Here is a 25,801-nt window from a genome sequence, read left to right as displayed (position 1 = left end):
GCTCAGTCGCCCTCCCCGCGCCGGTAGCGCTTGCCGATCGCCTTCGGGGGCCGCAGCTTCTGCGCGGCCACTGCCAGCACGATGATCGTGACGAAGTGCGGCGTGTACGGGATCAGCTCGCGCGGCAGCTCGTCGTTGGCCCAGTACACGTAGTAGAGGACCACCGCACCCACGGCCGACAGCGCCGCGGCCAGCCACTGCTTGCGCACCGCCTGCCAGATCAGCAGCACCACGAGCAGCAGCACCACGCCGTAGCAGAGCGCGAGCACGGCCTCCCCGCCCGCCGAGAGCTGGAGCCCGTCGGAGTAGCCGAACAGCGCCGCGCCGCCGAGCAGCCCGCCGGGCCGCCAGTTACCGAAGATCATCGCGGCGAGCCCGATGTAGCCGCGGCCGTTGGTCTGGTTCTCCAGGTAGTCCGCGCCACCGGCCAGCAGCACCAGCGAGGCACCACCCATCCCGGCCAGGCCGCCCGAGATCAGCAGCGCGACGTACTTGTGCGCGTAGACGTTGACACCGAGCGACTCGGCGGCCACCGGGTTCTCGCCGCACGAGCGCAGCCGCAGCCCGAACCGCGTCCGCCACAGCAGGAAGTAGCTGAGCGGCACCAGCAGCAGGCCGAGCATCGCCAGCGGCGACACGCTCGTCACCAGCCCGCGCAGCAGGCCCGCCGCGTCGGAGATCCCGACCCGCTGTGCGGCTTCCAGGTCCGCGAGCCAGTCGGACAAAAACGTCGCCGAGTACGTGTCGAACTTCGGCACGGGCGGCGACTGCCTCGGGTTGCCCGACAGCGGCTGGAACACCAGGTCGGCGAGGTACTTCGCCACCCCGAGCCCGAGCAGGTTGATGGCCACACCGGACACGATGTGGTTGACGCCGAAGGTCACCGTCGCCACGGCGTGCAGCAGCCCGCCCAGCGCGCCGAACACCAGCGCCGCGAGCAGCCCGGCCCAGACGCCGCCGTAGAAGGCGCCCCAGGCCGCACCCCACGTGCCGAGGATCATCATGCCCTCGAGGCCGATGTTGATGACGCCAGCACGCTCGGCCCACAGCCCGCCGAGAGCCGCGAACAGGATCGGCAGCGCCAGCCGCAGCGCGGTCTGTGAGGTGTTGCCCGACGTCAGGGAGTCCATCCCGGTCAGGTACGACGTGGTGGACAGCACCGCGATGGCGGCCACCGCCCACAGCACGCCGCGCAGCCATCCCGGGACGGGGCGGCGCGGCGGACGGGCCTGCTCCGCCGTGCCCGGCTTGCTCGAATCAGCCGGTGGTGGTCCGGTCTCGACCGTGGTGCTCACACCGCACCTCCCTGGCTCACGCTCGCGGGCGTGCCGTTGCGGGTCTGCCTGCCGACATTGCGTTGCTCGGCGGCCAGGTCGGCCCGCTTGACGATTTCGTAGGCCACCACGACCGACAGCACGATCGTGCCCTGGATGATGGTGGCGATCTCCCGGGGCACCTGGATCGACTCCAGCGACACGGCCGACTTGTCGAGGAAGGCCCACAGCAGCGCGCCGAGCGCGACCCCGGCGGGATGGTTGCGGCCCAGCAGCGCGACCGCGATCCCGGTGAAGCCGTAGCCCTGGGTCGCGGTCATCGCGTAGACGTGGTCGCGGCCGAGCAGTTCCGGCATGGCGATGAGCCCGGCCACCGCACCGGAGAGCAGCATCGCCGTCATCGTCATGCGCTTGGCGCTCACACCGCCCGCCGTGGCCGCGCTGGGCGACTCGCCGCTGGCCTGCAATTCGAACCCGAACCGGGTGCGGTTGAGCAGGAACCAGTAGCCGCCGCCGAGAACCGCCGCGATGAGAACGGCCCCGAACACCGTGCCGGCCGCGCCCAGCGGGATGCCGGGAATCCACCCCGTCTCCGGGATCTCGGCCGTGCTGATGTTGTTGCCGTGCAGCACACCGAACTGGTCGTCGCTGATCAGGTACGCGACGATGCCGAAGACGATCGAGTTCAGCATGATCGTCGTGATGACCTCGGACACGCCCCGGGTCACCTTGAGGATGGCGGGCAGCAGCGCGTAGGCCGCGCCGGACAGCATCGCCACCGCGAGGATGACCAGCACGTGCAGCACCGGCGGCAGCTCCATCGCGGCGCCGACGATCGCGGCGATCACCGCCGCGAACCGGTACTGGCCCTCGACCCCGATGTTGAACAGGTTCATCTGGAAGCCGATGGCCACGGCCAGGCCCGCGAAGTAGTAGACCGTCGCCAGGTTCACCGTGTCGACGGCGGTCGTGCCCTCGAACAACTGCGCGCCCATCGTGGCGAACGCCTGGAGCGGGTCGGCGCCGGAGATGAGCAGCGCCACCGACGACAGCGCCATCGCGAACACGATCGCGAGCGCGGGAGGGAGCAGGGCGGTGCGCCAGGAGATCATGCGACGTCCTCGGGAACGGAGTGGCCCTCGCCCGCCCCCGTCATGGCCGAGCCCAGCTCGGCGGGGGTGACGGTGGCGGGATCGGCCTCACTGACGAGCCTGCCGCGCAGCATGACGCGGATCGTGTCGGACAACCCGATCAGCTCGTCGAGGTCGGCGGAGATGAGCAGCACCGCGAGACCGTCGCGCCGCGCGGCCCTGATGCGGTCCCAGATCAGCGCCTGCGCGCCCACGTCGACACCGCGCGTGGGGTGGGAGGCGATGAGCAGGACGGGATCGCCGGACAGCTCCCTGCCGACGATGAGTTTCTGCTGGTTGCCGCCCGACAGCGCGCCCGCGGCCACCTCGACGCCCGGGGTGCGCACGTCGTACTCCTCCACGATGCGCTCGGTGTCGGTGCGGGCGGCGGAGCAGTCCAGGATGCGGCCGTTCGACACCGGCTCGCGGGTCTGGTAGCCGAGCATGCGGTTGGTCCACAGCGGGCGCGTGAGCAGCAGCCCGTGGCGGTGGCGGTCCTCGGCGATGTAGCCGATCCCGGCCTCGCGCCGCGCGAGTGTGCCCAACTTGCTCAGGTCGCGCTCGCGGCCGTCGGCGTCGAAGAGTTCGATCCGCCCCGACGCCGCCTTACGCATGCCCATGATGGTCTCGACCAGCTCGGTCTGGCCGTTGCCCTCGACGCCCGCGATGCCCAGCACCTCACCCGCGCGGACGGTCAGCGAGACGTCGTCGAGCACGGCGCGCTCGGAGCCCTCGGCGGCGAGCCGCAGGTCCTCGACCCGCAGCACGACGCGATCGGTGACCGTGGACTCCCTGGTCTCCGGGCTGGGCAGCTGCGAGCCGACCATCAGCTCGGCCAGCTCGCGGGAACTCACCGTGCGCGGGTCCACCGTGCCGACGGTGGTGCCGCGCCGGATCACCGTGGCCTGGTCGGCGATCTTGCGGACCTCGTCGAGCTTGTGGGAGATGAACAGGAACGTGTAGCCCTGCTCCCGCATGCGCCGCACCGTGTCGAACAGCGCGTCGACCTCCTGCGGCACGAGCACGGCCGTGGGCTCGTCGAGGATCACGATCCGGGCGCCCCGGTAGAGCACCTTGACGATCTCCACCCGCTGCCGGTCGGCGACGCCCAGTTCCTCCAGCAGCGTGTCGGGCGCCGCGCGCAGCCCGGTGCTCTCGGCCAGCTCGGCAAGCCGCGCCGTGGCCTTCCTGCCGATGCCGTGCAGTGCCTCCGCGCCCAGCAGCACGTTCTCGCGCACGGTGAGGTTGTCGGCGAGCATGAAGTGCTGGTGCACCATGCCGATGCCGGCCCTGATGGCGTCCTGCGGGTTGCGCAGCCGCACGATCTCGCCGTTGACCGCGATGGTGCCCTCGTCCGGCTGCTGCATGCCGTACAGGATCTTCATCAGCGTGGACTTGCCCGCGCCGTTCTCGCCGCACACCGCGTGGACCTCGCCCGCGCGCACGGTCAGGTGCACGTCGGAGTTGGCCACCACGCCGGGGAACCGCTTGGTGATCCCCGCGAGTTCGACCGCTGGTCGGGATTCGGTCATGTCGTGAAAGCTCCCCACGGCCGTCGCCATCCGGGCTCGTCGCGGCGACAGCCTGCCATCCGCCGACGCCGGGGCGGGCAGGAGGGATCGCCTCCGGCCCGCCCCGGCACCACGCGGCAGTCGAGTGAGTCGGGAACGGTCAGGGGGTCGCCGAGACCTCGATCTCGCCGTCCACGATCTGCTTCTTGTAGCCGTTCAGAACCTCGGCGATGTCGTCCACCTGGCCGCCGGAGGTCGAGTAACCCACCCCGTCAACGGACAGGTCGAAGCGCTCGGGCAGCGAGTCGAGGTCGTCCTCGGCCAGCGCGCGGATGTAGTCGTAGACCGCCACGTCCACCCGCTTGAGCATCGAGGTCATGATGACGTCCTTGACGTCGGCCACCGTCTTCTGCTCGTACTGGTCGGAGTCCACACCGATCGCCAGCGCGTCGCCTGCCGCCGCGGCCTCGAACACGCCCTTCCCGGACGCGCCCGCCGCGTGGTAGAGCACGTCGGCACCCTTGTTGAGCTGCGCCTTACCGACGACGTTGCCTTTGCCGGGGTCGTTGAAGCCGGAGATGTCGCCCGCGGGCGTCAGGTAGTCGACCTCGACCGTGACGTTGTCGGAGACCGCCTCGGCACCCTGCACGAAGCCCGCCTCGAACTTCTTGATCAGCGGGGTGTCCACACCGCCGACGAAGCCCACGTGGCAGTTCTGGCTCTTGTAGACCGCGGCCACCCCGGCGAGGAAGGAGCCCTGCTCCTCGGCGAACACCAGCGGCGTCACGTTGGGCTCGTCCACCGAGTCGTCGTCGACGATCGCGAACTGCGTGTCGGGGAACTCCGGGGCCACGGCCTTCAGCGCGTCGGCGTAGGCGAACCCGACCGCGATGATCGGGTCGTAGCCCTTGTCGGCCATCTGGGTGAGCCGCTGCTGCTTGGCGTCCTCGGACTCCGTGCCCGCGGCGGTGCTCTCGGTGGTGTCGCCGACGCCCATGTCCTCCTCGGCCTGGTCGACACCCGCCGCCGCGGCGTCGTTGAACGACGCGTCGCCGCGACCGCCCACGTCGAACGCGAGCGCGACCTTGAGGTCACTGGCGTCGACGTCGGTCGCCGCCTCGCGCTCGTCACTGCTGGCCTCGACAGGAGGCGGGGCCTGCGCGGTCACGCACTCGCCCGCCGACCCGCCGTCGTCACCCGAGGCGCTGTTGTCGCCCGAGTCCTTCGCGCAGGCCGTCATCGTCAACGCGCCGGCCATGGCGATAGCCGCCAGCGCTCCACCACGCCTGAGACGCACGGTGTGTCTCCCTTCCCGCCGCTGCCGGCGGAACACAGGTCAAAGGAAGCGCCCGGCACGACCGCCGGGCGATTGGCGGAACGGTACCGCCCGGGGAAAGCGAGGTCACACGGTGGCCGCCTCGCGTAATCCAAATGTTCACGACTCGCTCGCCTGCGCGATCAGGTGACCACAAACAGTGAGATCGACTCCACGGGCGCCCCGCCCCCGAAGCCGTCGAGGAGACCCGCGACACGCTTCGGCGTCAAATCCGTGTCTGGTCCGTCACAGCGCCCAACCCGAGGTGAAAGTCCCCTGTCAAGGCAGGTCTAGCATCCTTTCTATCCACGCCCGACGGCTTGTGGGCCTGCGAAGCCGCTGGTACGCCGGGCACAGTCCATCAGTGACGTTGGAGGCCGTACACCGATGTCCACCACCGCAAGCAGCGCCGCCGAGGCGGCTGCGAGTGATCGGGCAGGCGCCTCACGTCGGAGCGGTACGTTCTACCGCGGCGACCCGGGCATGTGGTCCTGGGTGCTGCACCGCATCACCGGCGTGCTCACGTTCTTCTTCCTGTTCGTCCACGTCCTCGACACCGCGCTGGTCCGGGTTTCCCCGAACGCCTACGACGCGATCATCGAGACCTACAAGACCCCGCTGGTCAACCTCATGGAGGTCGGGCTCGTCGGCGCGGTCCTCTACCACGCACTGAACGGCATCAGGATCATCCTGGTCGACTTCTGGTCCCAGGGCGCCCGGCACCAGCGGGTGATGCTGTGGTCGCTCATCGGGGTGTGGGTCCTCGTGATGGTGCCCGGCACCTACTTCATGCTCGAACGCACCGTGAGCGAGATGTTCGGAGGCGGCAACTGATGGCAGAGACGGCGCTCTCCCTCGACAAGCCGCGCTCCCCCCGCAGGCCCGCGGCCCGGCGCAGCAACTTCGAGATGTACAGCTGGCTGTTCATGCGCATGTCGGGCCTGCTGCTCGTGGTGCTGGTGCTCGGCCACCTGTTCATCATGAACATCCTCGACGGCGGCGTACACCGGATCAACTTCGCGTTCGTCGCGGGCCGGTGGGCCTCGCCGTTCTGGCAGTTCTGGGACCTGGCGATGCTGTGGCTCGCGATGCTCCACGGCGGCAACGGCGTCCGCACGATCATCGACGACTACGCCCGCAGGGACAGCACCCGCTTCTGGCTGAAGATGCTGCTCTACGTCGCCACCGTCGTGATCATCGTGCTCGGCACGCTGGTGGTCTTCACCTTCGATCCGAACATCCCGGCCGACTGACCCCCACCACAGGAAAGCGACGAGGACATGCAGTTCCACAAGTACGACGTGGTGATCGTCGGGGCGGGCGGCGCGGGGATGCGCGCGGCGATCGAGGCCGGGCAGCGTTCCCGCACCGCGGTGCTCACCAAGCTCTACCCGACGCGGTCCCACACCGGCGCGGCCCAGGGCGGCATGTGCGCCGCGCTGGCCAACGTCGAGGAGGACAACTGGGAGTGGCACACCTTCGACACGGTCAAGGGTGGTGACTACCTCACCGACCAGGACGCCGCCGAGATCATGGCCAAGGAGGCCATCGACGCGGTGCTCGACCTGGAGAAGATGGGCCTGCCGTTCAACCGGACCCCGGAGGGCAGGATCGACCAGCGCCGGTTCGGCGGCCACACGCGCGACCACGGCAAGGCGGCCGTGCGCCGCTCGTGCTACGCGGCCGACCGCACCGGGCACATGATCCTGCAGACGCTGTACCAGAACTGCGTCAAGCACGGCATCGAGTTCTTCAACGAGTTCTACGTCCTCGACATCACGCTCAGCGACACCCCGGACGGCCCCGTGGCCTCCGGCGCGGTCGCCTACGAGCTGGCCACCGGCGAGATCCACGTCTTCCAGGCGAAGTCGATCGTGTTCGCCACGGGCGGCTTCGGGAAGGTCTTCAAGACCACGTCCAACGCGCACACCCTCACCGGCGACGGCATGGGCATCTACGCGCGCAAGGGCCTGCCGCTGGAGGACATGGAGTTCTACCAGTTCCACCCCACCGGCCTCGCGGGCCTGGGCATCCTGCTCACCGAGGGAGCCAGGGGCGAGGGCGCGATCCTGCGCAACGAGTCGGGCGAGCGGTTCATGGAGCGCTACGCCCCGACGATCAAGGACCTCGCGCCGCGCGACATCGTCGCCCGGTCGATGGTGCTGGAGGTGCTGGAGGGCCGGGGCGCCGGGCCGAACAAGGACTACGTGTTCCTCGACTGCACCCACCTCGGCGCGGAGGTGCTGGAGACCAAGCTGCCCGACATCACCGAGTTCGCGCGCACCTACCTGGGCGTGGACCCGGTGAAGGAGCCCGTGCCGGTGTACCCGACGGCGCACTACGCGATGGGCGGCATCCCCACCAACGTGCACGGCGAGGCTTTGCGGGACAACGACTCCGTCATCCCCGGCCTGTACGCGGCCGGTGAGGTGGCGTGCGTGTCCGTGCACGGCGCGAACCGGCTGGGCACCAACTCGCTGCTCGACATCAACGTGTTCGGCCGCAGGGCGGGCCTTGCCGCCGCCGAGTACGCCAACGCGCACGAGCACGTCGAGCTGCCCGAGGGCCCCGCCACGATGGTGGAGGGCATGGTCGACCACCTGCGCACCGCCACCGGCGGGGAGCGGGTCGCCGACATCCGCACGGAGCTGCAGGCCACGATGGACGCCAACGCCGCCGTCTACCGCACCGAGGACACGCTCAAGCAGGCGCTGACCGACGTGCAGGCGCTCAAGCAGCGCTACGGCCGCATCGCCGTGATGGACAAGGGCAGGCGGTACAACACCGACCTGCTGGAGGCCATCGAGCTCGGGTTCCTGCTCGACCTCGCCGAGCTGCTGGTCAACGCCGCGCTGGCCCGCAAGGAGTCCCGGGGCGGGCACGCCCGCGAGGACTACCCGGACCGCGACGACGTCAACTTCATGCGGCACTCGATGTCGTACAAGTTGCTGCCGGAGCAGGCCGACCCGGACGCGCCGCTCGGCCTCAGCGGGTTCACCTCCGACATCCGCCTGGACTACAAGCCGGTGACCTTCACCCGGTACGAACCGATGGAGCGGAAGTACTGATATGACTGCCACGGTTTCCGAGGGCGTCCACGACACCTCGCAGATCCCCGCGCCGGAGGGTTCGGTCACCGTCACGGTGAAGATCCTGCGGTTCAACCCCGAAATCGACAGCGAGCCGCACTGGGAGTCCTACGACGTCCCCGCACTGCCCACCGACCGGGTGCTCAACCTGCTGTTCAACGTCAAGAACTACGTGGACGGCACGCTGGCGTTCCGGCGGTCGTGCGCGCACGGCATCTGCGGCTCCGACGCCATGCAGATCAACGGCGTCAACCGGCTGGCGTGCAAGGTGCTGGTCCGGGACCTGCTGGCCAAGGGCGGCAAGCCGACGACCATCTCGGTGGCACCGATCAAGGGCCTGCCCACGATGAAGGATCTCTATGTCGACATGGAGCCCTTCTTCGAGGCGTACCGGGCCGTCAAGCCGTACCTCATCGCCTACGGCAACGAGCCCACGCGCGAGCGCGTCCAGTCGCCGGCCGACCGGGAGCGCTTCGACGACACCACCAAGTGCATCCTGTGCGCGGCGTGTACGTCGTCGTGCCCGGTGTACTGGGCCGACGGCTCGTACTTCGGCCCCGCCGCGATCGTCAACGCGCACCGGTTCATCTTCGACTCGCGCGACGAGGGCGCGGAGGAGCGGCTGGACATCCTCAACGACGCCGAGGGCGTGTGGCGCTGCCGCACGACGTTCAACTGCACCGACGCCTGCCCGCGCGGCATCCAGATCACCAAGGCGATCCAGGAGGTCAAGCGCGCGCTGCTGTTCAAGCGCGTGTGACGCCGGGTTGGTGCCGCGAAGGCCACCCTCGCTGCGTGTCGCGCGGTGAAGGTGGCCTTCGCTGCATCTGGTGCAGGGAAGGTGGCCTTCGCGGCACCCCGCTCACAGGGCCGCGCAGGCTTCGCGGGCCGCCTGCATCGCCTCCGCGTACTCCGGGGAGTCGGTGTCGTACTGCTGGCGGAAGATGAGCAGCGGCTTGTTCAGCGCCTCGTACAGGCTGTCGTACTTCTCGCCCGGCTCCGCCGCGGCGGCGGCCAGTGACACGGCGGCACCCCACCGGTGCAGGTTCGCGGCGGAGTCCTCGCGCACGTCGACCGTGCTCGTCCGGTCGGCGATCTCGCACGCGGCGCGCGCGTCCGCATCGGCGCCCTCGCCGCCCGACGGCGTCGTGAGCCACCAGGTCAGGCCGACCCCACCCGCGCCGACGAGCACACCCGCGACGAGCCCGAGTGCCAGCGGCACTCCGCGGCGGGGCTTGGGGGTCGGCGGGGCCGCCGGCGGGAACGGCGGCGGTGGGAGGTGACTCGGCTCGCTCATTGCCCTGTGACCCGCTCGGCATCGCGGTGGTTCCGTGTGGCACGCCACCCTCGCCAGCCGAGCACACCGATGATCGTGCCCAGCACGAACGAGGTCACCGCCAGGACGGCGTGGACCACGAAGTACGACGTCGGCGAGCCGTCGGGGTTCCAGGCGTTGTCGCTGTTCCACAGGTTGCGGGCGAACGTGATCCAGATGATCCAGGACCAGATTCCGAAGGCGGCGAGGAACAGCGACGTCCGGCGAGACATCCGCATGTCCCGCAGTATCCCCCTCGACGTGCCCGCTAGCCTGCACGGGTGCGCAGGACCACGCTGACCCGAACCGCGTTCGCCACCCTCGTCACGGCCCTGCTCGCGGGTACGCTCGCGCTGGCCGGTGCGCCGCAGACCCGGGCGGCGGCGCCACACGCAACACAGTCGCAGGCCGAGTGCGCCAACCGGACGCTGCCGCCCTCGCCGGTGGACACGTCGGAGGAACCCCCGCCCGGTGAGGCCTCCCCCGCCCCGCCGTCCGTGCCGGAGACCCCCGCGGGCGGCGAGCGGATGGCCGAGTGCGGCCTCGTGCGGCCCGAGGGCAGCCCGGCCCCGCCGCCCGACATCACGTCGCAGGCCTGGCTGGTGCAGGACCTCGACAGCGGCGACGTGCTCGCGGCGAAGAACCCCCACGGCCGCTACCGCCCCGCGTCGCTGGTCAAGACGCTGCTCGCGCTGGTCGTGCTGGAGGAGCTGCCCGCCGATCACACCGTGGTGGCCACCAAGGCGAACGCCGATCAGGAATGCACTTGCGTGGGCATCGTCGAGGGCGGCGAGTACACGGTCGAGCAACTCGTCCACGCGCTGCTGATGCGCTCGGGCAACGACGTGGCGCACACGCTCGCCGGCGCGCTGGGCGGCGTGGAACAGGCCGTGGACAAGATGAACGCGCTCGCCGAGTGGCTCGGCGCGGCGGACACCCGTGCCGCCACCCCGTCGGGGCTCGACGGCCCCGGCATGATGACCTCCGCCTACGACATGAGCGTCATCTTCAGCTACGCCATGCGGCAGCCCGCCTACGCCGAGGCCGTGGGCACCCGCGAGATCCGCTTCCCCGGCGGGCCGGGCGAGCCGGACTTCCCGGTCTACAACGACAACCGGCTGTGGTCGTCCTACGACGGCTTCCTCGGCGGCAAGACCGGGTTCACCGACGACGCGCGGCACACCTACGCCGGTGCCGCCGAGCGCGACGGCAGGCGCGTCGCGGTGGTCATGCTGCGCTCGGAACCGCAGCCGGTCATGGTGTCGGAACAGGCACAGCGCCTGCTCGACTACGGGTTCGACCTCGCGGCCTCGGGTGGCGAGCCGGTCGGCACCGTGACCACCGAGCCCACGGCCTCTCCCGTCGGAGACGAGCAGGCGGACACCGACGTCGCCGGAGCCGGCGCGCCGACACCGGACGACCCGTTCGGCACCACGGGCTGGATCGTGACGCTCGTCGTCACCCTGCTCGTGATCGCGGGAATGCTGGTGGGCCACCACAAGGGCGTGCTGCGCCGCCCCGAGTAGCTCACGCCGGGTCGGGCTCGGACCTGCTCGGCAGGGTCTCCCGCGCGCCGAACCACAGCACCAGCGCCAGCGCCGCCACCGCGCCGGTCAGCGCGAACGCCGCCGTGTACGAGAACCGCTCGGCCACGGCCCCCGCCACCAGCGGCCCCACCACGGCGCCGACATCGGCGGACATCTGGAACCCGGCCAGCACCGAACCGCCCCGGGCCTTGGACCCCAGCACGTCGGCGACGGCCGCGTTCTGCGCGGGGTTCAGCGCTCCCGCGCCAAGACCGGCCACCACCACCGCGCCGATGAACACCCACGGATCGCTGGTCAGCCCGAGCCCTGCGGTGCCGGCCGCCAGCAGCGCCAGCCCCACGAGCGCGGGCGGTTTCCGTCCCCGGGTGTCGGCGATCTTGCCCACCCAGAGCAGGGCCACCGCGTTCACGGCGGCGAACACGGCCAGCGCGATGCCCGTGAACGACTCGTCGCGCCCCAGCACCGCCGTCACGAACAGCGGCAACAGCGACATGCGCACCCCGAAGACCACCCAGCCGTTGGCCAGGTTCGAGGCGAGCGCCGCGCGGTACGACGGGTGCCGCAACGCCTGGGGGAACGTCAGCGCGGGTTCGCCGTCGTCGGCCTGCCGGGCCACCAGCTCCGAGTCGCGCAGCTTCCACCACACGAACAGCGTGGTGAGCACCAGCGCCAGCCCATAGACCAGGAACGGCGCGCGCAGCGACACCGACACCAGGGCGCTGCCCACCACGGGGCCCGCGATGCCGCCGAGCAGGAAGCTCGACCCCCACAGGCTCGACGCACGGCCCCGCAGGTGCGGCGGCGAGATGCGGATCAGCAGGCCGATGGCCGACACCGTGAACATCGTGGAGCCGATGCCGCTGGCCGAGCGGAACAGCAGCAGCTGCCAGTACTCCGTCGCCGCCGCGCACAGCAGCGTGCCCACGGCCACGATCGACACGCCCCACAGGTAGATGGGCCGCTCGCCGAACCGGGTCACCAGGCGCCCGCTCATCGGCGCGAACAGCAACCGCACGAACGCGAACGCGCTCACCACCACCGACGCCGCCGTGACGCCGACGTCGAAGCTCGTCGCGTAGCTCGGCAGCGCGGGCCCGATGATGCCGTACCCGATGGCGATGAGGAAACTGGCACCCACGAGAATCCAGATCTCGCGGGGAAGCGCCGCTCCGCGCGGCGTCGTGGTCGTCGCCCTCACACTCACCCCTCCGTCCGAGGCGAGCATAGGTCAACACACCGACGTCAACGCCGCCGCGAAAGCCAGCCCAGTAACGCGCCCACACCGAACGCGCCCGCCGCGAATCCGGTACCTCCGCCGCGCCGCAGCTCCACCGTCGGCCGCACCACCGCCGGGGCCGGTGGCGCCACGGTGTCGGAGACGTTCTCGCGGGCCGTGGCCGTCCACGCGGTCACGAACAGCAGGAACCGGGCCACCAGGTTCGCGAACACCAGCAGACCGATGATCGGGCCGAACAGCGCGGTGCTGGGCGAACTCATGACACTGGCCAGGTAGATGCCCCCGACCTGCTTGAGGACCTCGAATCCCAGCGCCGCCAGTACCGCGCCCCGCACCGCACTGCGCGGCGCCACCTTCTCGCGCGGTAGTTGTGACAACACCCACAGGAAAACGAGCACGTTCGCGAGCAGGGACAGCACGATCGTCGCCAGCCGGAGCAGGAACCGGGCCCACCCGACGTCGTCCAGGCCCACCAGCTCCAGCAGGAACGAGCCGACGACGCCGCCGACGGCGGTCAGGCCGAACGACAGCGCCAGCGCGGCACCGAGGCCCACCAGCGACAGCAGGTCCTTGATCTTGGTCGAGACGAACGGCAGCTTCTTCTTCTCCTGGCCCCACTGCGCGGTCAGCGCGTCGCGCAGGTTGGTCATCCAGCCGAGCCCGGAGTAGAGCGCGAGCAGCAACCCGAACACGCCGATGCCCGCCCGCGAATCGAGTGCGGCGTCGACGATGTTGGCGAGGAACTCGCCGAGCCCGTCCGGCGCGGAGCTGACAATGCCTTCGCGCAGTTGCTGCATCGCGGCGTCGTTGCCTGCCAGCACGAACCCGGCGATGGAGAAGCCCACCATCAGCAACGGGAACAGCGACAGCACGGAGAAGTACGTGATCGCGGCGGCGTAGTGGTTGCCGTAGCGCTCGGTGAAGGCGTCGTTGGCTCTGACGACGTGGTCGAGCCAGGGATACTTCCTGCGCATCCGGGGCAGCAGCTTGTCCTCGTCCGACCGCTGATCACTCACGCGCCGACGCTAACGACGCCACGGGCCCCCCGCAACGCGAACGCCGTGTCCGCAGACGACGTAGCCGTGTCCGCAGATTAGGTAGCCGAGTTCGCACCGTGCGGTGCGGACACGGCTACCCAGGCTGCGGACACGGCGTTCGACGGGTCAGCCCCGGGCGCCGGTGTGCAGCGCCACGCCGTCGTGCGCACCGATGTCGGCGCGGAACCAGCCGCCCGCGTCGACGGTGTACGTCGGTCCGGTGCAGGTACCCCCCTCGACGTCGCCGTGCAGCACGTCGCAGTAGGTGCCCTGCGGCAGTTCGGTCTGGAACGAGCGCCCCGTCACCGGCCCCGACTCGTCGTTGATGACGACGTAGCCGTTGTCACCGCGGCCGAAGGCGATGGTGTCGTTGCCGTTGTCCCACCAGTGCACCACCGGCTCGTCGCCCACCTCGTTGTGGAACCCGACCATGTTGCGGATCGGCTGCCAGTCGTGCTCGCACTGCCAGGCCGCCGAGGCGCAGTCGGCGTCGGTGGTGTTGCCCGCGCCATCGGAGGGCGGGCCGGCATCGTAGTCGCTGTAGGTGTAGCTGCTCATGATCTTCGGTGTGCCCACCGGCCAGGCCAGCATGAAGGCGTTGGCCAGCGAGTACCGCGCGCCGTCGTGGTAGCTCAGTGTCTCGCCCCCGCGCTGGCTGTCGTGGTTGTCGATGAACACCACGACCTGCTCGGACGGCACGGCCGTGCCGAACTCCCGCAGGTACGACAGCCGCTCGGAGTCGAAGATCCGCGCGATATCGCGGGCGTAGCGCTGGTCGTAGACGTCGCCGTTGCCGAGATACTCGTCCGGCGTGACCGGCTCACCCGCGCCGTACAGCGTCTCCTGGTAGATGTAGGCGGGCCCGGCGAGCCGGTCGAGGATCGCGCCGACGTCCGACGCCGGCATGTGCTTGGCCGCGTCGATTCGGAACCCGTCCACTCCCAGCGAGAGCAGGTCGTTCAGGTACGCCCCGATGCGGTCCCGGACGTAGTCGGACTCCGTGGCCAGGTCGGCGAGGTTGACGAGCTCGCAGTTCTGCACCTCGTAGCGGTCGCCGTAGTTGACGATGTCGTCGTTGCCGTTGCGGCCGCAGTGGTGGAAGTCGTCGTAGCCGTAGCCCGCCGCGCCGTACTCGTAGTGACAGTAGCCGGATCCCGCGCTGCCGGTGCCGCAGCTCTCCTGCCCGGTCATGTGGTTGACGACCACGTCGGTGTAGACCTGCACACCGGCGTCGTGACAGGTCTGGACCATGGCGGCGAACTCGGCGCGGGTACCCCGGCGCGTCCGGTCGAGCGAGTAGGACACCGGCTGGTAGTCCTGCCACCACGGGTGCCCTTGATCGCCGAGGACGACGTGCTCGGACGGCGGCGAGACCTGGACGGCACCGTAGCCGTCGGGTCCGAGCTGGTCGCGGCAGGCCGTCGCGACGCTGTCCCAGTTCCACTGGAACAGGGTGGCGATCACGTCGCGGTCCCCGGGCGGGGCCGCGTCGGCCACGGGTGGCGCGGTGGCGGGAACGGTCAGGAAAGCGGCCGCGAGCGCGACCGCACTGGCAACACGTTGGAACATCGTCGAACCTCCGTGCTCGGCTGATGTGACGGCCACCGGCGGCTCAGCCATGAGAGCGGACGCGCGACACGACTGTCAAGAAACTTGCAGAAACTTGCGAAAGTCGTCGGGCGCGGTTGGTTCGACCTGGGAAAACCGTGGAGATTCTTGCAAAGATCACCCGCAGCGGCGGGCAGAAAGGATCGTCAGTCGGCCGCGTAAGCGGGCACCGGAGCCTCGGACTCCGTACCGGCATCGCCCGCGGGGACTGCCGCCTCAGGGCGCGAGTTGCGACGCTGGCGAACCACGCCGGCCACCATGCCGAGCACCCCGAGCGCCACGGCCACGAGGCCTACCGGGCCAAGCAACCCGAACGTCATCGCGTTGGGCTCAGCTTGAACTGCCACCGACAGCGTCGAGTCATCCGCCGACGCGGTGCCCGCACTCGTCAGCAGCGCGGCCACGGCCACGGCGCCGGACACCGCCGACCCGCGCAGAGCGCGCTGGGCCGGACCACTCGACGCCTTGCCTGCGTTGCGCACCGGAGTGCCTCCTGCTTCTCGACTGATCGACGCAGCCATTCACCACTACGTGTGAATGTCGCGCCCCTGGACATTACCGAGCGTGTCAACCCCGGTGCCCACGGGCGCGGGTGAGACTAACGCTTCCGACACCACCCCTCGGACGGGGGGGGTGCCGGTCTCACGCGCACTTCGATCCAGTCCGCGTTCCCCCGGTCGACTCGCATCGAGACGTAGCGATACGTAGCTGCGAGGGACCGCCCTCTTGGTCCCAATAGCGTCCTCACAATGCTCGTTGACGCCTATCTGGCCTTCACGAAGGACGCGGCCCCAGACCGTCGCATCCGTCGCATCGGTGCCAAGCGTGTCGATCGAGCAGCGCGACGAGGTTCCGTCCGTTTAGCGTCCACCCGTGATCGAGCGGCTGGGGCGAACAGGATCGCGGCACCGTCTACGCGCACGACTTGAGGGGAGTCAATGTGATCGAAACGGACCGGGAGTTACTGACCAGACTGGGCCGGTTCAACCGTCATCTCGGCGCGGTGGCGGTCGAGCTGATGCATCGGCAAGACGGCGGGGAACTACCCGCCGAGGGGCTGTGTGCGCTGGCCGACCGGCTCGCAGCCCTCGCAGCGGACCTGCATGCGCGGGCGGCCGGGATCGACGCCGTTGCCGTCCGTGCGCTCGCACATCTCCGCGAAGAGCACTGCCCTGCCTGGAGGCGACTCACTTCAGCAACGTGTCCAGCAGGTCATCGGCGAGCTCGCCCATCTCGCCGACGCCGCCACCGACGACCCGCGCGCCGTGCGAGCCACGGGAGAGGCCGTGGCCGACCTCGCCCGCCACATGCTGGAGCACTCCACACAACCCGTGCCGTAACCAGCCCGCAGGGAAGGGAACCAGCCATGAACACCACGACCGGCGCCGCCGACGTCACGACGATGCGGGCACCGCACCGCGACCTCCCGGCCACACTCCTGCGCATCACGCGAGCCATCGACACCGAAACCGAAGCGCTCTACCACCGCCAGGACGACGGCCACACCGACGCCGACCCAGCCCTCCGCGCCATCGCCTTCCGCCTCCTCGAACTCGGCTTCACCATCGCCGAACACGGCGGCATGAACTGCCAAGCCATCGAAACCGCCGTAGCCCAGACCTACGACCTGCCTGGCTACGGCGGAGAGGGCGACGAACTAACGTCATGTTAACGGTACGAGCCTCACGGGATATCGGGCAGACGAGGCTCGACCATACCCGCGATTACCTTGGCTACCTCACATGAGTTGTCCGACCCTGGATCCCCAGGGACAGTTACATCGACACGCGACATGTCGTCAAGCTTCATCACGATCGCACAGTCATCGAACTTCGGGTCTCCTGTCACTACCGACGGACGCTCGTTGACCTCATCTTCGCGGATTCCTCCACCTTCGTCATTCACGGTTTCTATACTTTGCGAATCCCTCACGCTGACAGCAAATACAAACCCATCCCCGCCGTCCTTAACACTATTCTGCCAATGGCAGGCGCGAGCCCCACCCTGCTCTTTATACGTAGGCTTGAAATCCCCAACCTCAGCCAGATCTTCTGCGGAAAGCAGTTCGCAGGGATCGATCGAAGAGCCAATCGAACTTGATGGATTTGAAGAGCTCGTATGCGTTTCGTCCAATGAACTACTTGGCGACGTCTCTGGCTCCACATATCCTTGCTTTTTGGCAGCACACCCCGAGACCACCAGCGACAGCAGCGCCGCAACGGCCGCTAGTGACCGCATACCCGTTTTCGATACCATAGGTTATGAATCACCCATTCCTTCGAGCACATCACGCGCCGACTGCTCCTGCTCTTCATACTGACTCGATGCCCTTAACAGCGCTTCTTTGCTCTTTTCCAGAACCACCTGAAGCGAATTCACAGCAGCACGAGCGGACTGGTCATCATTTGCTGCCTGATACATGTGCCGAGAGATCATCTTTCCGTAGGCATGATCACCAAGCGGAGGGGCTTGGTCGAATACACTCAAGTCAGACTTCAGCGCTCCCACCCGGTCGATGAACTCATCGAGCGTTTTGATGATCGGGTCAGCCGCTTCCTTCGTGACCGTGAATCCGCCGGACTTCGCCGACGCGACCAGCTCATTCGCCGAGTTGGTCACCTTCGCCATCGCCTCGACGCCCATCGACTTGTTCAAAGCCGACGCCGCCGTCACAATCGCCCCACCCGGCCCCAGCGCACCAGCGCTAGCAGCTACCTCCATGGGATCGGCCATCACTTACCCCCACAAGCCGTCGTCGCGGAACCGTTCGACTTCGGAGGATACCGACCCCACCACCAGCCCGAAGCGAGATAATTGAACCCCGCGCCTCAGCTCGCCTGTGCATGCTCCCGCAGCCCACGCAAGGAGCACCTCCCAGCACCACCGCTTACAGCACCGCATCACAGCCCTACGCCGGGAACCAGCTCAGCACGGCAAACCCCGCACCATGCCCCTTTGGCCACACTCCTACGCATCACGCGAGCCATCGACACCGAAACAGAAGCGCTCTACCACCGCCAGGACAACGGCCACACCGACGCCGACCCAGCCCTCCGCGCCATCGCCTTCCGCCTCCTCGAACTCGGCTTCACCATCGCCGAACACGGCGGCATGAATTGCCAAGCCATCGAAACCGCCGTAGCCCAGACCTACGACCTGCCTGGCTACGGCGGAGAGGGCGACGAACTAACGTCATGTTAACGGTACGAGCCTCACGGGATATCAGGCAGACGAGGCTCGACCAGACCCGCGATTACCTCAGCGATCTCGCATCCGTCTTCCCCAGTGACAGTCACATCGACCCGGGAAAGATCATCGATCTTCATCGCGAAAGTGCAGTCGCCCGAGTTCGGATCTTCCGTTGAGACCGCTGGACGCTGATTTATGTCGGCAGATTGAAGCCCTCCGCCATTATCATTCACCGACTCAATAGTTTGCGCATCTCGTACACTTACACCGAAGCCAAAGCCATCTCCACCATTCTCAAAACTGTGCCCCCAATAGCAGGAGCGAGCCGCACCGCCCTCCCTGTACTCCGATTCAAACTTTCCGATATCAGCTAAATCTGCGGCAGAAATCAATTCACATGGATCGATCGAAGCGCTGACCGGGACCACCGATGATGGTATCGTTTTCTCACTGGATGAAACACTGGGGGACGGCCCTGGCTCCGCGACTCCCTGTTTCTCACTCGAACAGCCAGATACCCCTAGCGACAGCAGCGTTACGGCAGATATTCCCGTTAGAATTCGACCATACTTGGCGATCATTAGCCTCCTCCGCCCAGCTTCCGAAACACATCCCGCGTCGATTCTTCTTGCTCTTGATATTGATCCGAAGCCCGCAGGAGCGCTTCTCGGCTTTGCCTCAGCACATCCTGTAGCGAACCAAGCGCAAAGCGAGCAGACTTGTCGTCATTTGCCGCCTCATGAAGATGTTGCGCCATCTTCTTCCCGTAGTCATGCTCTCCAAGCTGAGGCGCCTGATCAAATACCTTCATGTCGAACTTTAGCGTTTCAATTTTTTCTATGAACTCCTCCAGCGTCTTGATGATCGGGTCGGCGGCTTCCTTCGTCACGGTGAAGCCCCCCGACTTCGCCGAGGCGACCAGCCCGTCCGCTGCCTGGCTCATCTGAGCCATCGACTCAACGCCCATCGACCTGTTTAAAGCCGACGCCGCGCTCACGATCGCCCCACCCGGTGCCAGCGCACCAGCGCTCCCAGCCACCTCCATGGGATCGGCCATCACTTACCCCCACAAGCCGTCGTCGCGGAACCGTTCGACTTCGGAGGGTACCGACCCCACCACCAGCCCGAAGTGAGATGACCGAACCCCATGCCTCAGCTCGCCTGCGCGTGCTCCCGCAGATCATGCAGGTAGCCCTTGTCCAGCACCGCCCGCTCCGACTCCGTCAACGCCTCCACGCGGATCCCATCCCGCTGCGGCGCTTCCTTTCCCGTATCGCCGGGACACACCACCCATAGACCCTGCAGCAGCTTCCGCGCCAACCGGTCCGCCCGCTTCAGTCAGAAACGCCACCAGCTCGGCGAGAACTCACGCCGCATACAGGAGCTCCCGCGTCGCCAGCACCCGCTGCTTGACGTACGGGTTGGGAGGGGGGGTGGCACTCACCAAATCGACCGGGCGGCCGAGGATTCGTTCCAGCCCTTCGCGCAGCTCGAAGTACGCGTCGAAATAGTCGAATTCGGCACCCGCCTCGAACTCGACGAGCACGTCGACATCACTGGTCTCCGTGTCGAACGAGTCTCCGACCGCCGAGCCGAACACGTCGAGCCGGCGCACCGGAAGCCCGCGGCACAGCCCACCTTCACGCCCCCTCGAACACCGCCGTCACCGGGGCGTGGTCGGACCAGCGCTGCGCGTAGCTCGCCGCGCGTTCCACCGTCACCGACGTGCACCTCCGCGCCAGGCCCGGTGTCGCCACGACGAGGTCGATGCGCCAGCCGGAGTCGTTGTCGAACGCCTTGCCCCGGTAGGACCACCACGTGTACGGGCCGGGGCCGTCCGGGTCCAGGTTGCGCTGCACGTCCACGTAGCCGAGGTCGTCGAACACCTCGCCCAGCCAGGCGCGTTCCTCGGGCAGGAAGCCGGAGTTGCGGCGGTTGCCGCGCCAGTTCTTCAGGTCGGCCTCGGTGTGGGCGATGTTCCAGTCCCCCATGACCACGACCTCCTTGCCTTCGGAGGCCGCCTTGTCGCACAGGGTCGCCAGGTACGAGCCGAACGCGGCCATGAACCGTTCCTTCTCGTCCTGCCTCGGGGTGCCGACGTCGCCGCTGGGCAGGTAGAGGCTGCCCACCACCACGTCCGGCAGCCACATCTCCACGTAGCGGCCGCTGGCCTCGAACTCGGCGGCTCCGATGCCCACCGACACGGCGTCGGGTTCGGCGCGGCTGTGCAGGGACACGCCGTTGCGGCCGGGGGTGGCGCTCACCGCGTGCGCGGTGTGCCAGCCCGGGGGCTCGCGCAGCGCGCCGGGCAGGGCGGTGAGGTCGGCGCGCACCTCCTGGCAGGCCACGACGTCGGCACCGGTCGCCGCGAGCCACTCGGTGAAGCCCTTCTTCGCGGCGGCGCGCAGGCCGTTGACGTTGACGGTGGACACGGTGAACACCCCGCGCAGGTTACCTTCGAACGTTCCGCACACAGCCCTGCCACACTGCGGGCATGGGCGAGCTCACGGTGCTGGGCAGCAGTGGTGCGTGGCCGGAAGCCGGCCGGGCCTGCAGTGGCTTCCTGTTCCGCGACGGCGGGACGCGCATCGTGCTCGACCTCGGCTACGGCACGGTGAGCAGGTTGCTGGAGCACTGCCCCGACGGGGCGGTCGACGCGGTGGTGATCACGCACGAACACCCGGACCACTGCGCGGATCTCAGCGCGCTGGCGCGGGTGCGGCACTACCGGGCGGCGGGTGAACCACGGGTGCCGCTGTACTGCCCGCCCGGGGTGCTGGACGTGCTGACCGCGGCCGAACCGACGATCGACCCGAGTGCGGTGTTCGACGTGTGCCCACTCGACGGGCGGGCGACCTGGCGCATCGGCGAGCGCATCGCCGACCGGATCGACGCGCTCGCGGTCCCGGTGCCGCACCACGTGCCCGCCGTGGGGGTGCGTCTGCACGGCCCGAGCGCGACCGTCGCCTACACCGGCGACACCGGGCCCAGCGACGTGCTGACCGAGCTGGGCGCGGGCGCCGACCTGTTCGTCGCGGAGGCCACGCTCACCGACCCCGAGGCCCCGCCGGCACGGCTGCTGACGGCAGAACAGGCCGCCGGGGCGGCCCGAGCGGCGGGCGCCAGCCGCTTGCTGCTCACCCACTTCTGGCCCGGCGCCGACCGCGCCGACGCGGTACGACGGGCCCGCGCGGTGTTCGGCGGACCGGTGCTGGCCGCCCACGAGGGTCTTGTGCTGACCGTTTGACAGCTCACTCGCAGCGGGCGCCGTCGACCGGTTCCAGGAACTCGTCCGACGCCCACTGTCCGTCGCCGACGCGGCGGAAACCGTCGCGCACCTCGGTGGTGGCCTCCACCTCCGCGTCCTCGCGGTACTTGCCGACGACGTCGTGCCCGGTGCCGGGGCCGGAGCGCACGTTGAGGACGTCGGCGGTCACGGTCACAGTGCAGGCTGCCTGCTCGCCCGAGCCTCCCGCACCTTCGGCCTCCGACTCCCGCTGCTCCGCGCCGCTGGAGTAGATGAGCGCGACGCCGAGGACGGCGCCCACGATGACGAACGTGCGCTTCGGTATCCCCAGCACGCCGTGGCTCCTCGTCTCCGGCGACACGGACTGCGTGCAGCGTAGAAGAATCGCGGGCCGCGCCGACAGGTCCGCACGGTGGAACCGGCCGCTCCCGCGTGATCACCCGGCGTGGGCACCGCTGGTGGCGTAGCGCGCTGGCCACGCGGCGAACGCCTCCGCGCAGCCGATGCCGCAGAAGTAGTACCGCCGCCCCTCGTAGGAGGACTGGGGCGTGCTGGGCGCCACGGCCACGGTCATGCCACACACCGGATCGACCGCCTCGACGACCTCGGGCACCGTGTGCTCACGCCGCTGTTCCGGCACCCCAGGGCGGGTCGCCACGATCTCGGCGTACACGGAGAGCGCGATCTCGTGCGGGCTCCGCGCGCCGAGGTCGAGCCCCGCCGGGGTGTGGACGCGCTCCGCGTCCGGCTCGCCCAGCGCGTCGAGCACGGCACGCCCCCGGCGCGGGCTCGCGATCAGGCCGACGTAGGCGACGCCGGCCCGCAGTGCCGCGCGCAGCACCGGTTCCTCGTCCCTGCCGTGGGAGGCGACGACCACGGCGGTCTCGGTGCCGTCACCGAAGTCGGGGTCGGGGGCGCAGGTCCGGACGTCGTAGTCGAGCACGGCACCGACATCCCGCAGCGCCCGCGCGGTCGGCGAGTCGCCGAACACCTCCACCAGCGGCGGTGGCAGCTGGGGTTCGAGGAAGAGTTCCACCGCTCCCCCGGACAGGCACGGGTTGGCCACCGTGACGGTGTCCAGCTCGTCCGGCTCCTGCTTGCCTTCCGCGCTTTCCGCCGCGGCGTCCGGAGTGATACGCAGCATCGTCGCCCGCCCCGACGCGAGCACGCGCAACCCCTCCAGGCGCACGGTGGACTCCGCGCACACGCCGCCGACGAAGCCCTCCACGGTGCCGTCGGCCAGCACCAGCGCCCGGTCGCCCGGGGTCGCGCTGGTGGGGCGCCGCGCGCGCACCACGGTCGCGAGGACGAACGGCGCCCGCTCGTCCCGCAGCCGCTCGGCGTGCGCGAACAACGCGCGCGACCAGGTGCTCATGTGATCGCCAGGTCGGTGCGCAGCGGTCGCCCCTGCATGGCGCGCCACACCACGGCGGGCGTCAGCGGCATGTCGAGATGCCGCACGCCGTGGGGCTTCAGGGCGTCCACGACGGCGTTGACGACGGCGGCGGGCGAGCCGACCGTGGCGGACTCCCCGACGCCCTTCGCGCCGATCGGGTGGTGCGGCGACGGGGTGACCGTCTGGCCGAGCCGCCACGACGGGCACTCCATCGTGGTCGGCAGCAGGTAGTCCATGAACGAGCCGCCGAGGTGGTTGCCGTCCTCGTCGAACGCCATGACCTGCATGAGCGCCATGCCGACACCGTCGGCGAGCCCGCCGTGGATCTGCCCCTCGACGATCATGGGGTTGATGCGCACGCCGCAGTCGTCCACGGCCACGAAGTCGCGCACCCGCACCTGCCCGGTGTCGGGATCGACGTCCACGACGCACACGTACGCACCGAACGGGTACGTCAGGTTCGGCGGGTTGTAGACGCAACTCGCGTCGAGGTGGCCCTCGACGCCCTCGGGCAGGTCGAGGTCCGAGTGGGCGGCGAGCGCGATCTCGGCGATGGTCCTGGCCGAGTCGGGGTCGCCGCGCACGGCGAACCGGCCCTTCTCCCACTCCAGATCGCCGGGGTCGACCTCCAGCATCGCCGAGGCCACCAGGCGTGCCTTGTCGCGCACGCGGCGGGCCACGACGGCGGTCGCGGCTCCCGAGACGGGCGTGCTGCGCGAGCCGTACGTGCCGAGGCCGTAGGGCGTCTGGTCGGTGTCGCCGTGGACGACGTCGACGTCAGCGGGTGAGATCCCCAGCTCCTCGGCCACGATCTGCGCGAACGTGGTCTCGTGGCCCTGGCCCTGCGTCTGCACGGACAGCCGCAGCACGGCCTTGCCGGTGGGGTGGACGCGCAGCTCGGCGCCGTCGGCCATGCCGAGGCCCGCGATGTCCATGTGCTTGCGCGGCCCCGCGCCCACGGCCTCGGTGAAGAAGCTGACCCCGATGCCCATCAGCTCACCGCGGTCGCGACGCCGGTGCTGCTCGGCGCGCAGGTCGTCGTAGTGCGCCAGCTCCAGCGCGGTGCGCAGCGTCCTCGGATAGTCGCCCGAGTCGTACTCCCACCCGGTCTTGCTGCGGTACGGGAACTGCGAGGGCCGCAGCAGGTTGTGCTCGCGCAGGCGCGCCGGGTCGAGCCCGAGGTCGTGGGCCAGCACGTCCACCATGCGTTCCACCAGGTACACGGCCTCGGTGATGCGGAACGAGCACGCGTAGGCCACCCCGCCGGGCGCCTTGTTGGTGTAGACGCCGGTGACCTCACAGTGCGCGGCCTGCAGGTCGTAGGAGCCGGTGAACACGCCGAAGAACCCGGCCGGGTACTTGCTCGGCTGGGCGGTGCCGTTGAACGCGCCGTGGTCGGCGAGTACCCGCACCCGCAGGCCGAGGATCGTGCCGTCGCGGCTGGCGGCGATCTCGCCGTGCATGTGGTAGTCCCGGGCGAACGACGTGCTCATGAGGTTCTCGGAGCGGTCCTCCACCCACTTCACGGGCTTGCCGGTGAGGATCGAGCCCACCACCGCGCACACGTAGCCGGGGTAGATGCCGACCTTGTTGCCGAACCCGCCGCCGATGTCCGGCGCGATCACGCGGATCTTGTGCTCGGGCAACCCCGCCACCAGCGCGTACAGGGTGCGGTGGGCGTGCGGGGCCTGCGAGGTGGTCCAGACGGTGAGCTTGCCGGTGACGGCGTCCATGTCCGCCACGGCGCCGCAGGTCTCCAACGGCGCGGGATGCACCCTCGGATACAGCATGTCCTGTTCGACGACCACGTCGGCGCGGGTGAACACGTCGTCGGTGGCGGCGCGGTCGCCGGTCTCCCAGTCGAACACGCGGTTGTCGGTGCGGCCCTCCACGTCGTCGCGGATCACCGGGGCGTCGGTGTCGAGCGCGCGATGCGCGTCGACGACCGGTGGCAGCGGCTCGTACTCGACGTCGATCAGCTCCAGCGCGTCCCGGGCGGCGTAGCGGTCCTCCGCCACCACGAAGGCGACCTCTTGGCCCTGGAACCGCACCTTGTCGGTGGCGAGCACGGCCTGCACGTCGTGCGACAGCGTCGGCATCCAGGCCAGGTTCAGGCCCTCCAGCGTCTGCCCGGTGACCACCGCCCGCACCTTCGGGTGCGCCATCGCGGCGCTGGTGTCGATCGAGACGAGCCGCGCGTGCGCGTGCGGGCTGCGCAGCACGGCGCCGTGCAGCATGCCCGGCAGCACCACGTCGTCGACGTAGGTGCCGTGGCCGCGCACGAACCGCTCGTCCTCCTTGCGCGGCATGCTGCCGTGGCCGACGGGAATCGTGCGCTGCTCCGGAACACCGGTGGTGGTCATGCCTCAACCTCCGAACCTGACCGTTGTGGCGAGGTGGAGCCCGCCTGTTGCTCGGGGATCGCGTCCGAGGCGGCGCGGGCCGCGGCCTCGTGCTCGGCCGCCCAGCGCACGGAGCGCACGATGTTCTCGTAGCCGGTGCAGCGGCACAGCTGGCCGGACAGGGCTTCGCGGATCTCGGTGTCCGACGGTGTGCCGTCGCGGTCGAGCAGCCAGCGGGCGGTCATCATCATTCCGGGCGTGCAGAACCCGCACTGCAACCCGTGCTCCGCGCGGAAACCCTCCTGCACGGGATCGAGTCCGTCGGCGCTCGCCAGTCCCTCCACCGTGCGGATCTCGCGCCGGTCCGCCATCACGGCGAGCACGGTGCACGACTTCACCGGCACCCCGTCCATGAGCACCACGCACGCGCCGCAGTTGGACGTGTCGCAACCCCAGTGCGTGCCGGTGAGACCCAGTTCGTCGCGCAGGAAATGCACCAGCAGCAGCCGGGGCTCGACGGAGCGCGTGTAGGGCTGGCCGTTGACGGTGACGGTGATGTCCATG

30 protein-coding genes are annotated in these 25,801 nt (G+C 69.3%); 8 read left to right on the top strand and 22 right to left on the bottom strand.

Annotated features, from left to right (window positions below):
• Positions 1-2 precede the first annotated feature (2 nt).
• From FFT09_RS11105 to FFT09_RS11090, 4 genes are all read right to left on the bottom strand, one after another.
• Positions 3-1,295, bottom strand: coding sequence for an ABC transporter permease (locus FFT09_RS11105; RefSeq protein WP_024877906.1), 1,293 nt, complete (start codon positions 1,293-1,295; stop codon positions 3-5).
• A complete protein-coding gene (locus FFT09_RS11100; protein ID WP_138382565.1) occupies positions 1,292-2,386 on the bottom strand; it encodes an ABC transporter permease in 1,095 nt (364 codons plus the stop codon). The genes FFT09_RS11105 and FFT09_RS11100 overlap by 4 nt, the downstream gene beginning before the upstream one ends.
• On the bottom strand, positions 2,383-3,936 hold the full coding sequence (locus FFT09_RS11095; RefSeq protein ID WP_138382564.1) for an ABC transporter ATP-binding protein: 1,554 nt from the start codon (positions 3,934-3,936) through the stop codon (positions 2,383-2,385). Before FFT09_RS11095 ends, FFT09_RS11100 begins: the two co-directional genes overlap by 4 nt.
• A 139-nt stretch (positions 3,937-4,075) precedes the next feature.
• Entirely contained in the window at positions 4,076-5,173 is a 1,098-nt protein-coding gene (locus FFT09_RS11090; protein WP_081193441.1) for a BMP family lipoprotein, read from the bottom strand.
• Positions 5,174-5,617: 444 nt separating this feature from the next.
• Between FFT09_RS11090 and sdhC the strand changes: the two genes are divergently transcribed.
• The 4 genes from sdhC to FFT09_RS11070 are packed head-to-tail and all read left to right on the top strand — an operon-like array spanning position 5,618 to position 9,079.
• Positions 5,618-6,064: a succinate dehydrogenase, cytochrome b556 subunit gene (gene sdhC / locus FFT09_RS11085; RefSeq protein ID WP_024877902.1), complete on the top strand. Its 447-nt coding sequence runs from the start codon at positions 5,618-5,620 to the stop codon at positions 6,062-6,064.
• Positions 6,064-6,483: a succinate dehydrogenase hydrophobic membrane anchor subunit gene (locus tag FFT09_RS11080; protein WP_024877901.1), complete on the top strand. Its 420-nt coding sequence runs from the start codon at positions 6,064-6,066 to the stop codon at positions 6,481-6,483. Before sdhC ends, FFT09_RS11080 begins: the two co-directional genes overlap by 1 nt.
• 27 nt (positions 6,484-6,510) lie before the next feature.
• Complete coding sequence (sdhA, locus tag FFT09_RS11075) at positions 6,511-8,298, top strand: succinate dehydrogenase flavoprotein subunit (protein ID WP_081193439.1); 1,788 nt, start codon at positions 6,511-6,513, stop codon at positions 8,296-8,298.
• A gap of 1 nt (position 8,299) precedes the next feature.
• Positions 8,300-9,079, top strand: coding sequence for a succinate dehydrogenase iron-sulfur subunit (locus FFT09_RS11070; protein WP_138382563.1), 780 nt, complete (start codon positions 8,300-8,302; stop codon positions 9,077-9,079).
• 102 nt (positions 9,080-9,181) lie between these two features.
• Here the strand turns inward: FFT09_RS11070 and FFT09_RS11065 are convergent, their stop codons facing one another.
• Both FFT09_RS11065 and FFT09_RS11060 read right to left on the bottom strand, forming a co-directional pair.
• On the bottom strand, positions 9,182-9,616 hold the full coding sequence (locus tag FFT09_RS11065; protein ID WP_138382562.1) for a hypothetical protein: 435 nt from the start codon (positions 9,614-9,616) through the stop codon (positions 9,182-9,184).
• A complete protein-coding gene (locus tag FFT09_RS11060; RefSeq protein WP_024877897.1) occupies positions 9,613-9,873 on the bottom strand; it encodes an SCO4848 family membrane protein in 261 nt (86 codons plus the stop codon). Before FFT09_RS11060 ends, FFT09_RS11065 begins: the two co-directional genes overlap by 4 nt.
• 42 nt (positions 9,874-9,915) lie before the next feature.
• Between FFT09_RS11060 and FFT09_RS11055 the strand changes: the two genes are divergently transcribed.
• A complete protein-coding gene (locus FFT09_RS11055) occupies positions 9,916-11,160 on the top strand; it encodes a D-alanyl-D-alanine carboxypeptidase family protein (RefSeq protein ID WP_425273053.1) in 1,245 nt (414 codons plus the stop codon).
• Position 11,161: 1 nt separating this feature from the next.
• Here the strand turns inward: FFT09_RS11055 and FFT09_RS11050 are convergent, their stop codons facing one another.
• From FFT09_RS11050 to FFT09_RS23435, 5 genes are all read right to left on the bottom strand, one after another.
• Positions 11,162-12,406 carry an MFS transporter gene (locus FFT09_RS11050; protein WP_138382561.1) on the bottom strand — a complete coding sequence of 415 codons (1,245 nt, stop codon included), beginning with the start codon at positions 12,404-12,406 and terminating at the stop codon, positions 11,162-11,164.
• Between the two features lie 17 nt (positions 12,407-12,423).
• Positions 12,424-13,392: an inner membrane protein YhjD gene (yhjD, locus tag FFT09_RS11045; RefSeq protein WP_081193583.1), complete on the bottom strand. Its 969-nt coding sequence runs from the start codon at positions 13,390-13,392 to the stop codon at positions 12,424-12,426.
• A gap of 189 nt (positions 13,393-13,581) precedes the next feature.
• Positions 13,582-15,024, bottom strand: a complete 1,443-nt coding sequence (locus FFT09_RS11040; RefSeq protein ID WP_138382560.1) for an alpha-amylase — start codon at positions 15,022-15,024, stop codon at positions 13,582-13,584.
• 185 nt (positions 15,025-15,209) lie between these two features.
• Positions 15,210-15,545 carry a hypothetical protein gene (locus FFT09_RS11035; protein WP_138382559.1) on the bottom strand — a complete coding sequence of 112 codons (336 nt, stop codon included), beginning with the start codon at positions 15,543-15,545 and terminating at the stop codon, positions 15,210-15,212.
• 705 nt (positions 15,546-16,250) lie between these two features.
• Entirely contained in the window at positions 16,251-16,382 is a 132-nt protein-coding gene (locus tag FFT09_RS23435; protein ID WP_279631017.1) for a hypothetical protein, read from the bottom strand.
• A gap of 47 nt (positions 16,383-16,429) precedes the next feature.
• Here FFT09_RS23435 and FFT09_RS11025 point away from each other — a divergent pair, with 47 nt between their 5' ends.
• The gene (locus FFT09_RS11025) at positions 16,430-16,735 is read left to right on the top strand and encodes a hypothetical protein (protein ID WP_244231303.1); all 306 of its coding nucleotides are present in this window, start codon (positions 16,430-16,432) and stop codon (positions 16,733-16,735) included.
• Positions 16,736-16,746: 11 nt separating this feature from the next.
• Here the strand turns inward: FFT09_RS11025 and FFT09_RS11020 are convergent, their stop codons facing one another.
• The gene (locus tag FFT09_RS11020; protein ID WP_279631018.1) at positions 16,747-17,301 is read right to left on the bottom strand and encodes a DUF3558 domain-containing protein; all 555 of its coding nucleotides are present in this window, start codon (positions 17,299-17,301) and stop codon (positions 16,747-16,749) included.
• 21 nt (positions 17,302-17,322) lie between these two features.
• The gene (locus tag FFT09_RS11015) at positions 17,323-17,796 is read right to left on the bottom strand and encodes a hypothetical protein (protein ID WP_244231301.1); all 474 of its coding nucleotides are present in this window, start codon (positions 17,794-17,796) and stop codon (positions 17,323-17,325) included.
• A gap of 222 nt (positions 17,797-18,018) precedes the next feature.
• Between FFT09_RS11015 and FFT09_RS11010 the strand changes: the two genes are divergently transcribed.
• The gene (locus tag FFT09_RS11010) at positions 18,019-18,264 is read left to right on the top strand and encodes a hypothetical protein (protein ID WP_081193423.1); all 246 of its coding nucleotides are present in this window, start codon (positions 18,019-18,021) and stop codon (positions 18,262-18,264) included.
• An 11-nt stretch (positions 18,265-18,275) separates the two neighbouring features.
• Here the strand turns inward: FFT09_RS11010 and FFT09_RS11005 are convergent, their stop codons facing one another.
• The 5 genes from FFT09_RS11005 to FFT09_RS10990 form a co-directional block, all read right to left on the bottom strand.
• Positions 18,276-18,833, bottom strand: coding sequence for a DUF3558 family protein (locus tag FFT09_RS11005; protein WP_138382557.1), 558 nt, complete (start codon positions 18,831-18,833; stop codon positions 18,276-18,278).
• The gene (locus FFT09_RS11000) at positions 18,833-19,309 is read right to left on the bottom strand and encodes a hypothetical protein (RefSeq protein WP_081193419.1); all 477 of its coding nucleotides are present in this window, start codon (positions 19,307-19,309) and stop codon (positions 18,833-18,835) included. Before FFT09_RS11000 ends, FFT09_RS11005 begins: the two co-directional genes overlap by 1 nt.
• Positions 19,310-19,404: 95 nt before the next feature.
• Positions 19,405-19,542: a hypothetical protein gene (locus tag FFT09_RS22900; protein ID WP_167305358.1), complete on the bottom strand. Its 138-nt coding sequence runs from the start codon at positions 19,540-19,542 to the stop codon at positions 19,405-19,407.
• 76 nt (positions 19,543-19,618) lie between these two features.
• Positions 19,619-19,885: a nucleotidyltransferase family protein gene (locus FFT09_RS10995; protein ID WP_138382556.1), complete on the bottom strand. Its 267-nt coding sequence runs from the start codon at positions 19,883-19,885 to the stop codon at positions 19,619-19,621.
• A 7-nt stretch (positions 19,886-19,892) separates the two neighbouring features.
• Positions 19,893-20,693, bottom strand: a complete 801-nt coding sequence (locus tag FFT09_RS10990) for an exodeoxyribonuclease III (protein ID WP_138382555.1) — start codon at positions 20,691-20,693, stop codon at positions 19,893-19,895.
• Positions 20,694-20,746: 53 nt separating this feature from the next.
• On the opposite strand from FFT09_RS10990, the gene FFT09_RS10985 reads away from it, so the two are divergent.
• Positions 20,747-21,499 (top strand): MBL fold metallo-hydrolase, encoded by a 753-nt coding sequence (locus FFT09_RS10985; RefSeq protein ID WP_138382554.1) that lies wholly within the window; start codon positions 20,747-20,749, stop codon positions 21,497-21,499.
• 4 nt (positions 21,500-21,503) lie between these two features.
• Here FFT09_RS10985 and FFT09_RS10980 read toward each other — a convergent pair whose 3' ends face one another.
• From FFT09_RS10980 to FFT09_RS10965, 4 genes are all read right to left on the bottom strand, one after another.
• The gene (locus FFT09_RS10980; protein WP_244231299.1) at positions 21,504-21,833 is read right to left on the bottom strand and encodes an SH3 domain-containing protein; all 330 of its coding nucleotides are present in this window, start codon (positions 21,831-21,833) and stop codon (positions 21,504-21,506) included.
• Positions 21,834-21,935: 102 nt separating this feature from the next.
• Positions 21,936-22,874 (bottom strand): XdhC family protein, encoded by a 939-nt coding sequence (locus tag FFT09_RS10975; protein WP_138382553.1) that lies wholly within the window; start codon positions 22,872-22,874, stop codon positions 21,936-21,938.
• Positions 22,871-25,258: an aerobic carbon-monoxide dehydrogenase large subunit gene (locus FFT09_RS10970; RefSeq protein ID WP_081193413.1), complete on the bottom strand. Its 2,388-nt coding sequence runs from the start codon at positions 25,256-25,258 to the stop codon at positions 22,871-22,873. The genes FFT09_RS10975 and FFT09_RS10970 overlap by 4 nt, the downstream gene beginning before the upstream one ends.
• Positions 25,255-25,800: a (2Fe-2S)-binding protein gene (locus FFT09_RS10965; RefSeq protein ID WP_081193411.1), complete on the bottom strand. Its 546-nt coding sequence runs from the start codon at positions 25,798-25,800 to the stop codon at positions 25,255-25,257. The genes FFT09_RS10970 and FFT09_RS10965 overlap by 4 nt, the downstream gene beginning before the upstream one ends.
• Position 25,801: the final 1 nt, after the last annotated feature.

This window comes from Saccharomonospora piscinae, assembly GCF_005862235.1.
Classification (GTDB): Bacteria; Actinomycetota; Actinomycetes; order Mycobacteriales; family Pseudonocardiaceae; genus Saccharomonospora; species Saccharomonospora piscinae.
The sequence above is the reverse complement of the archived record's forward strand: the minus strand, read 5'-3'. Positions and strand labels throughout refer to the sequence as shown.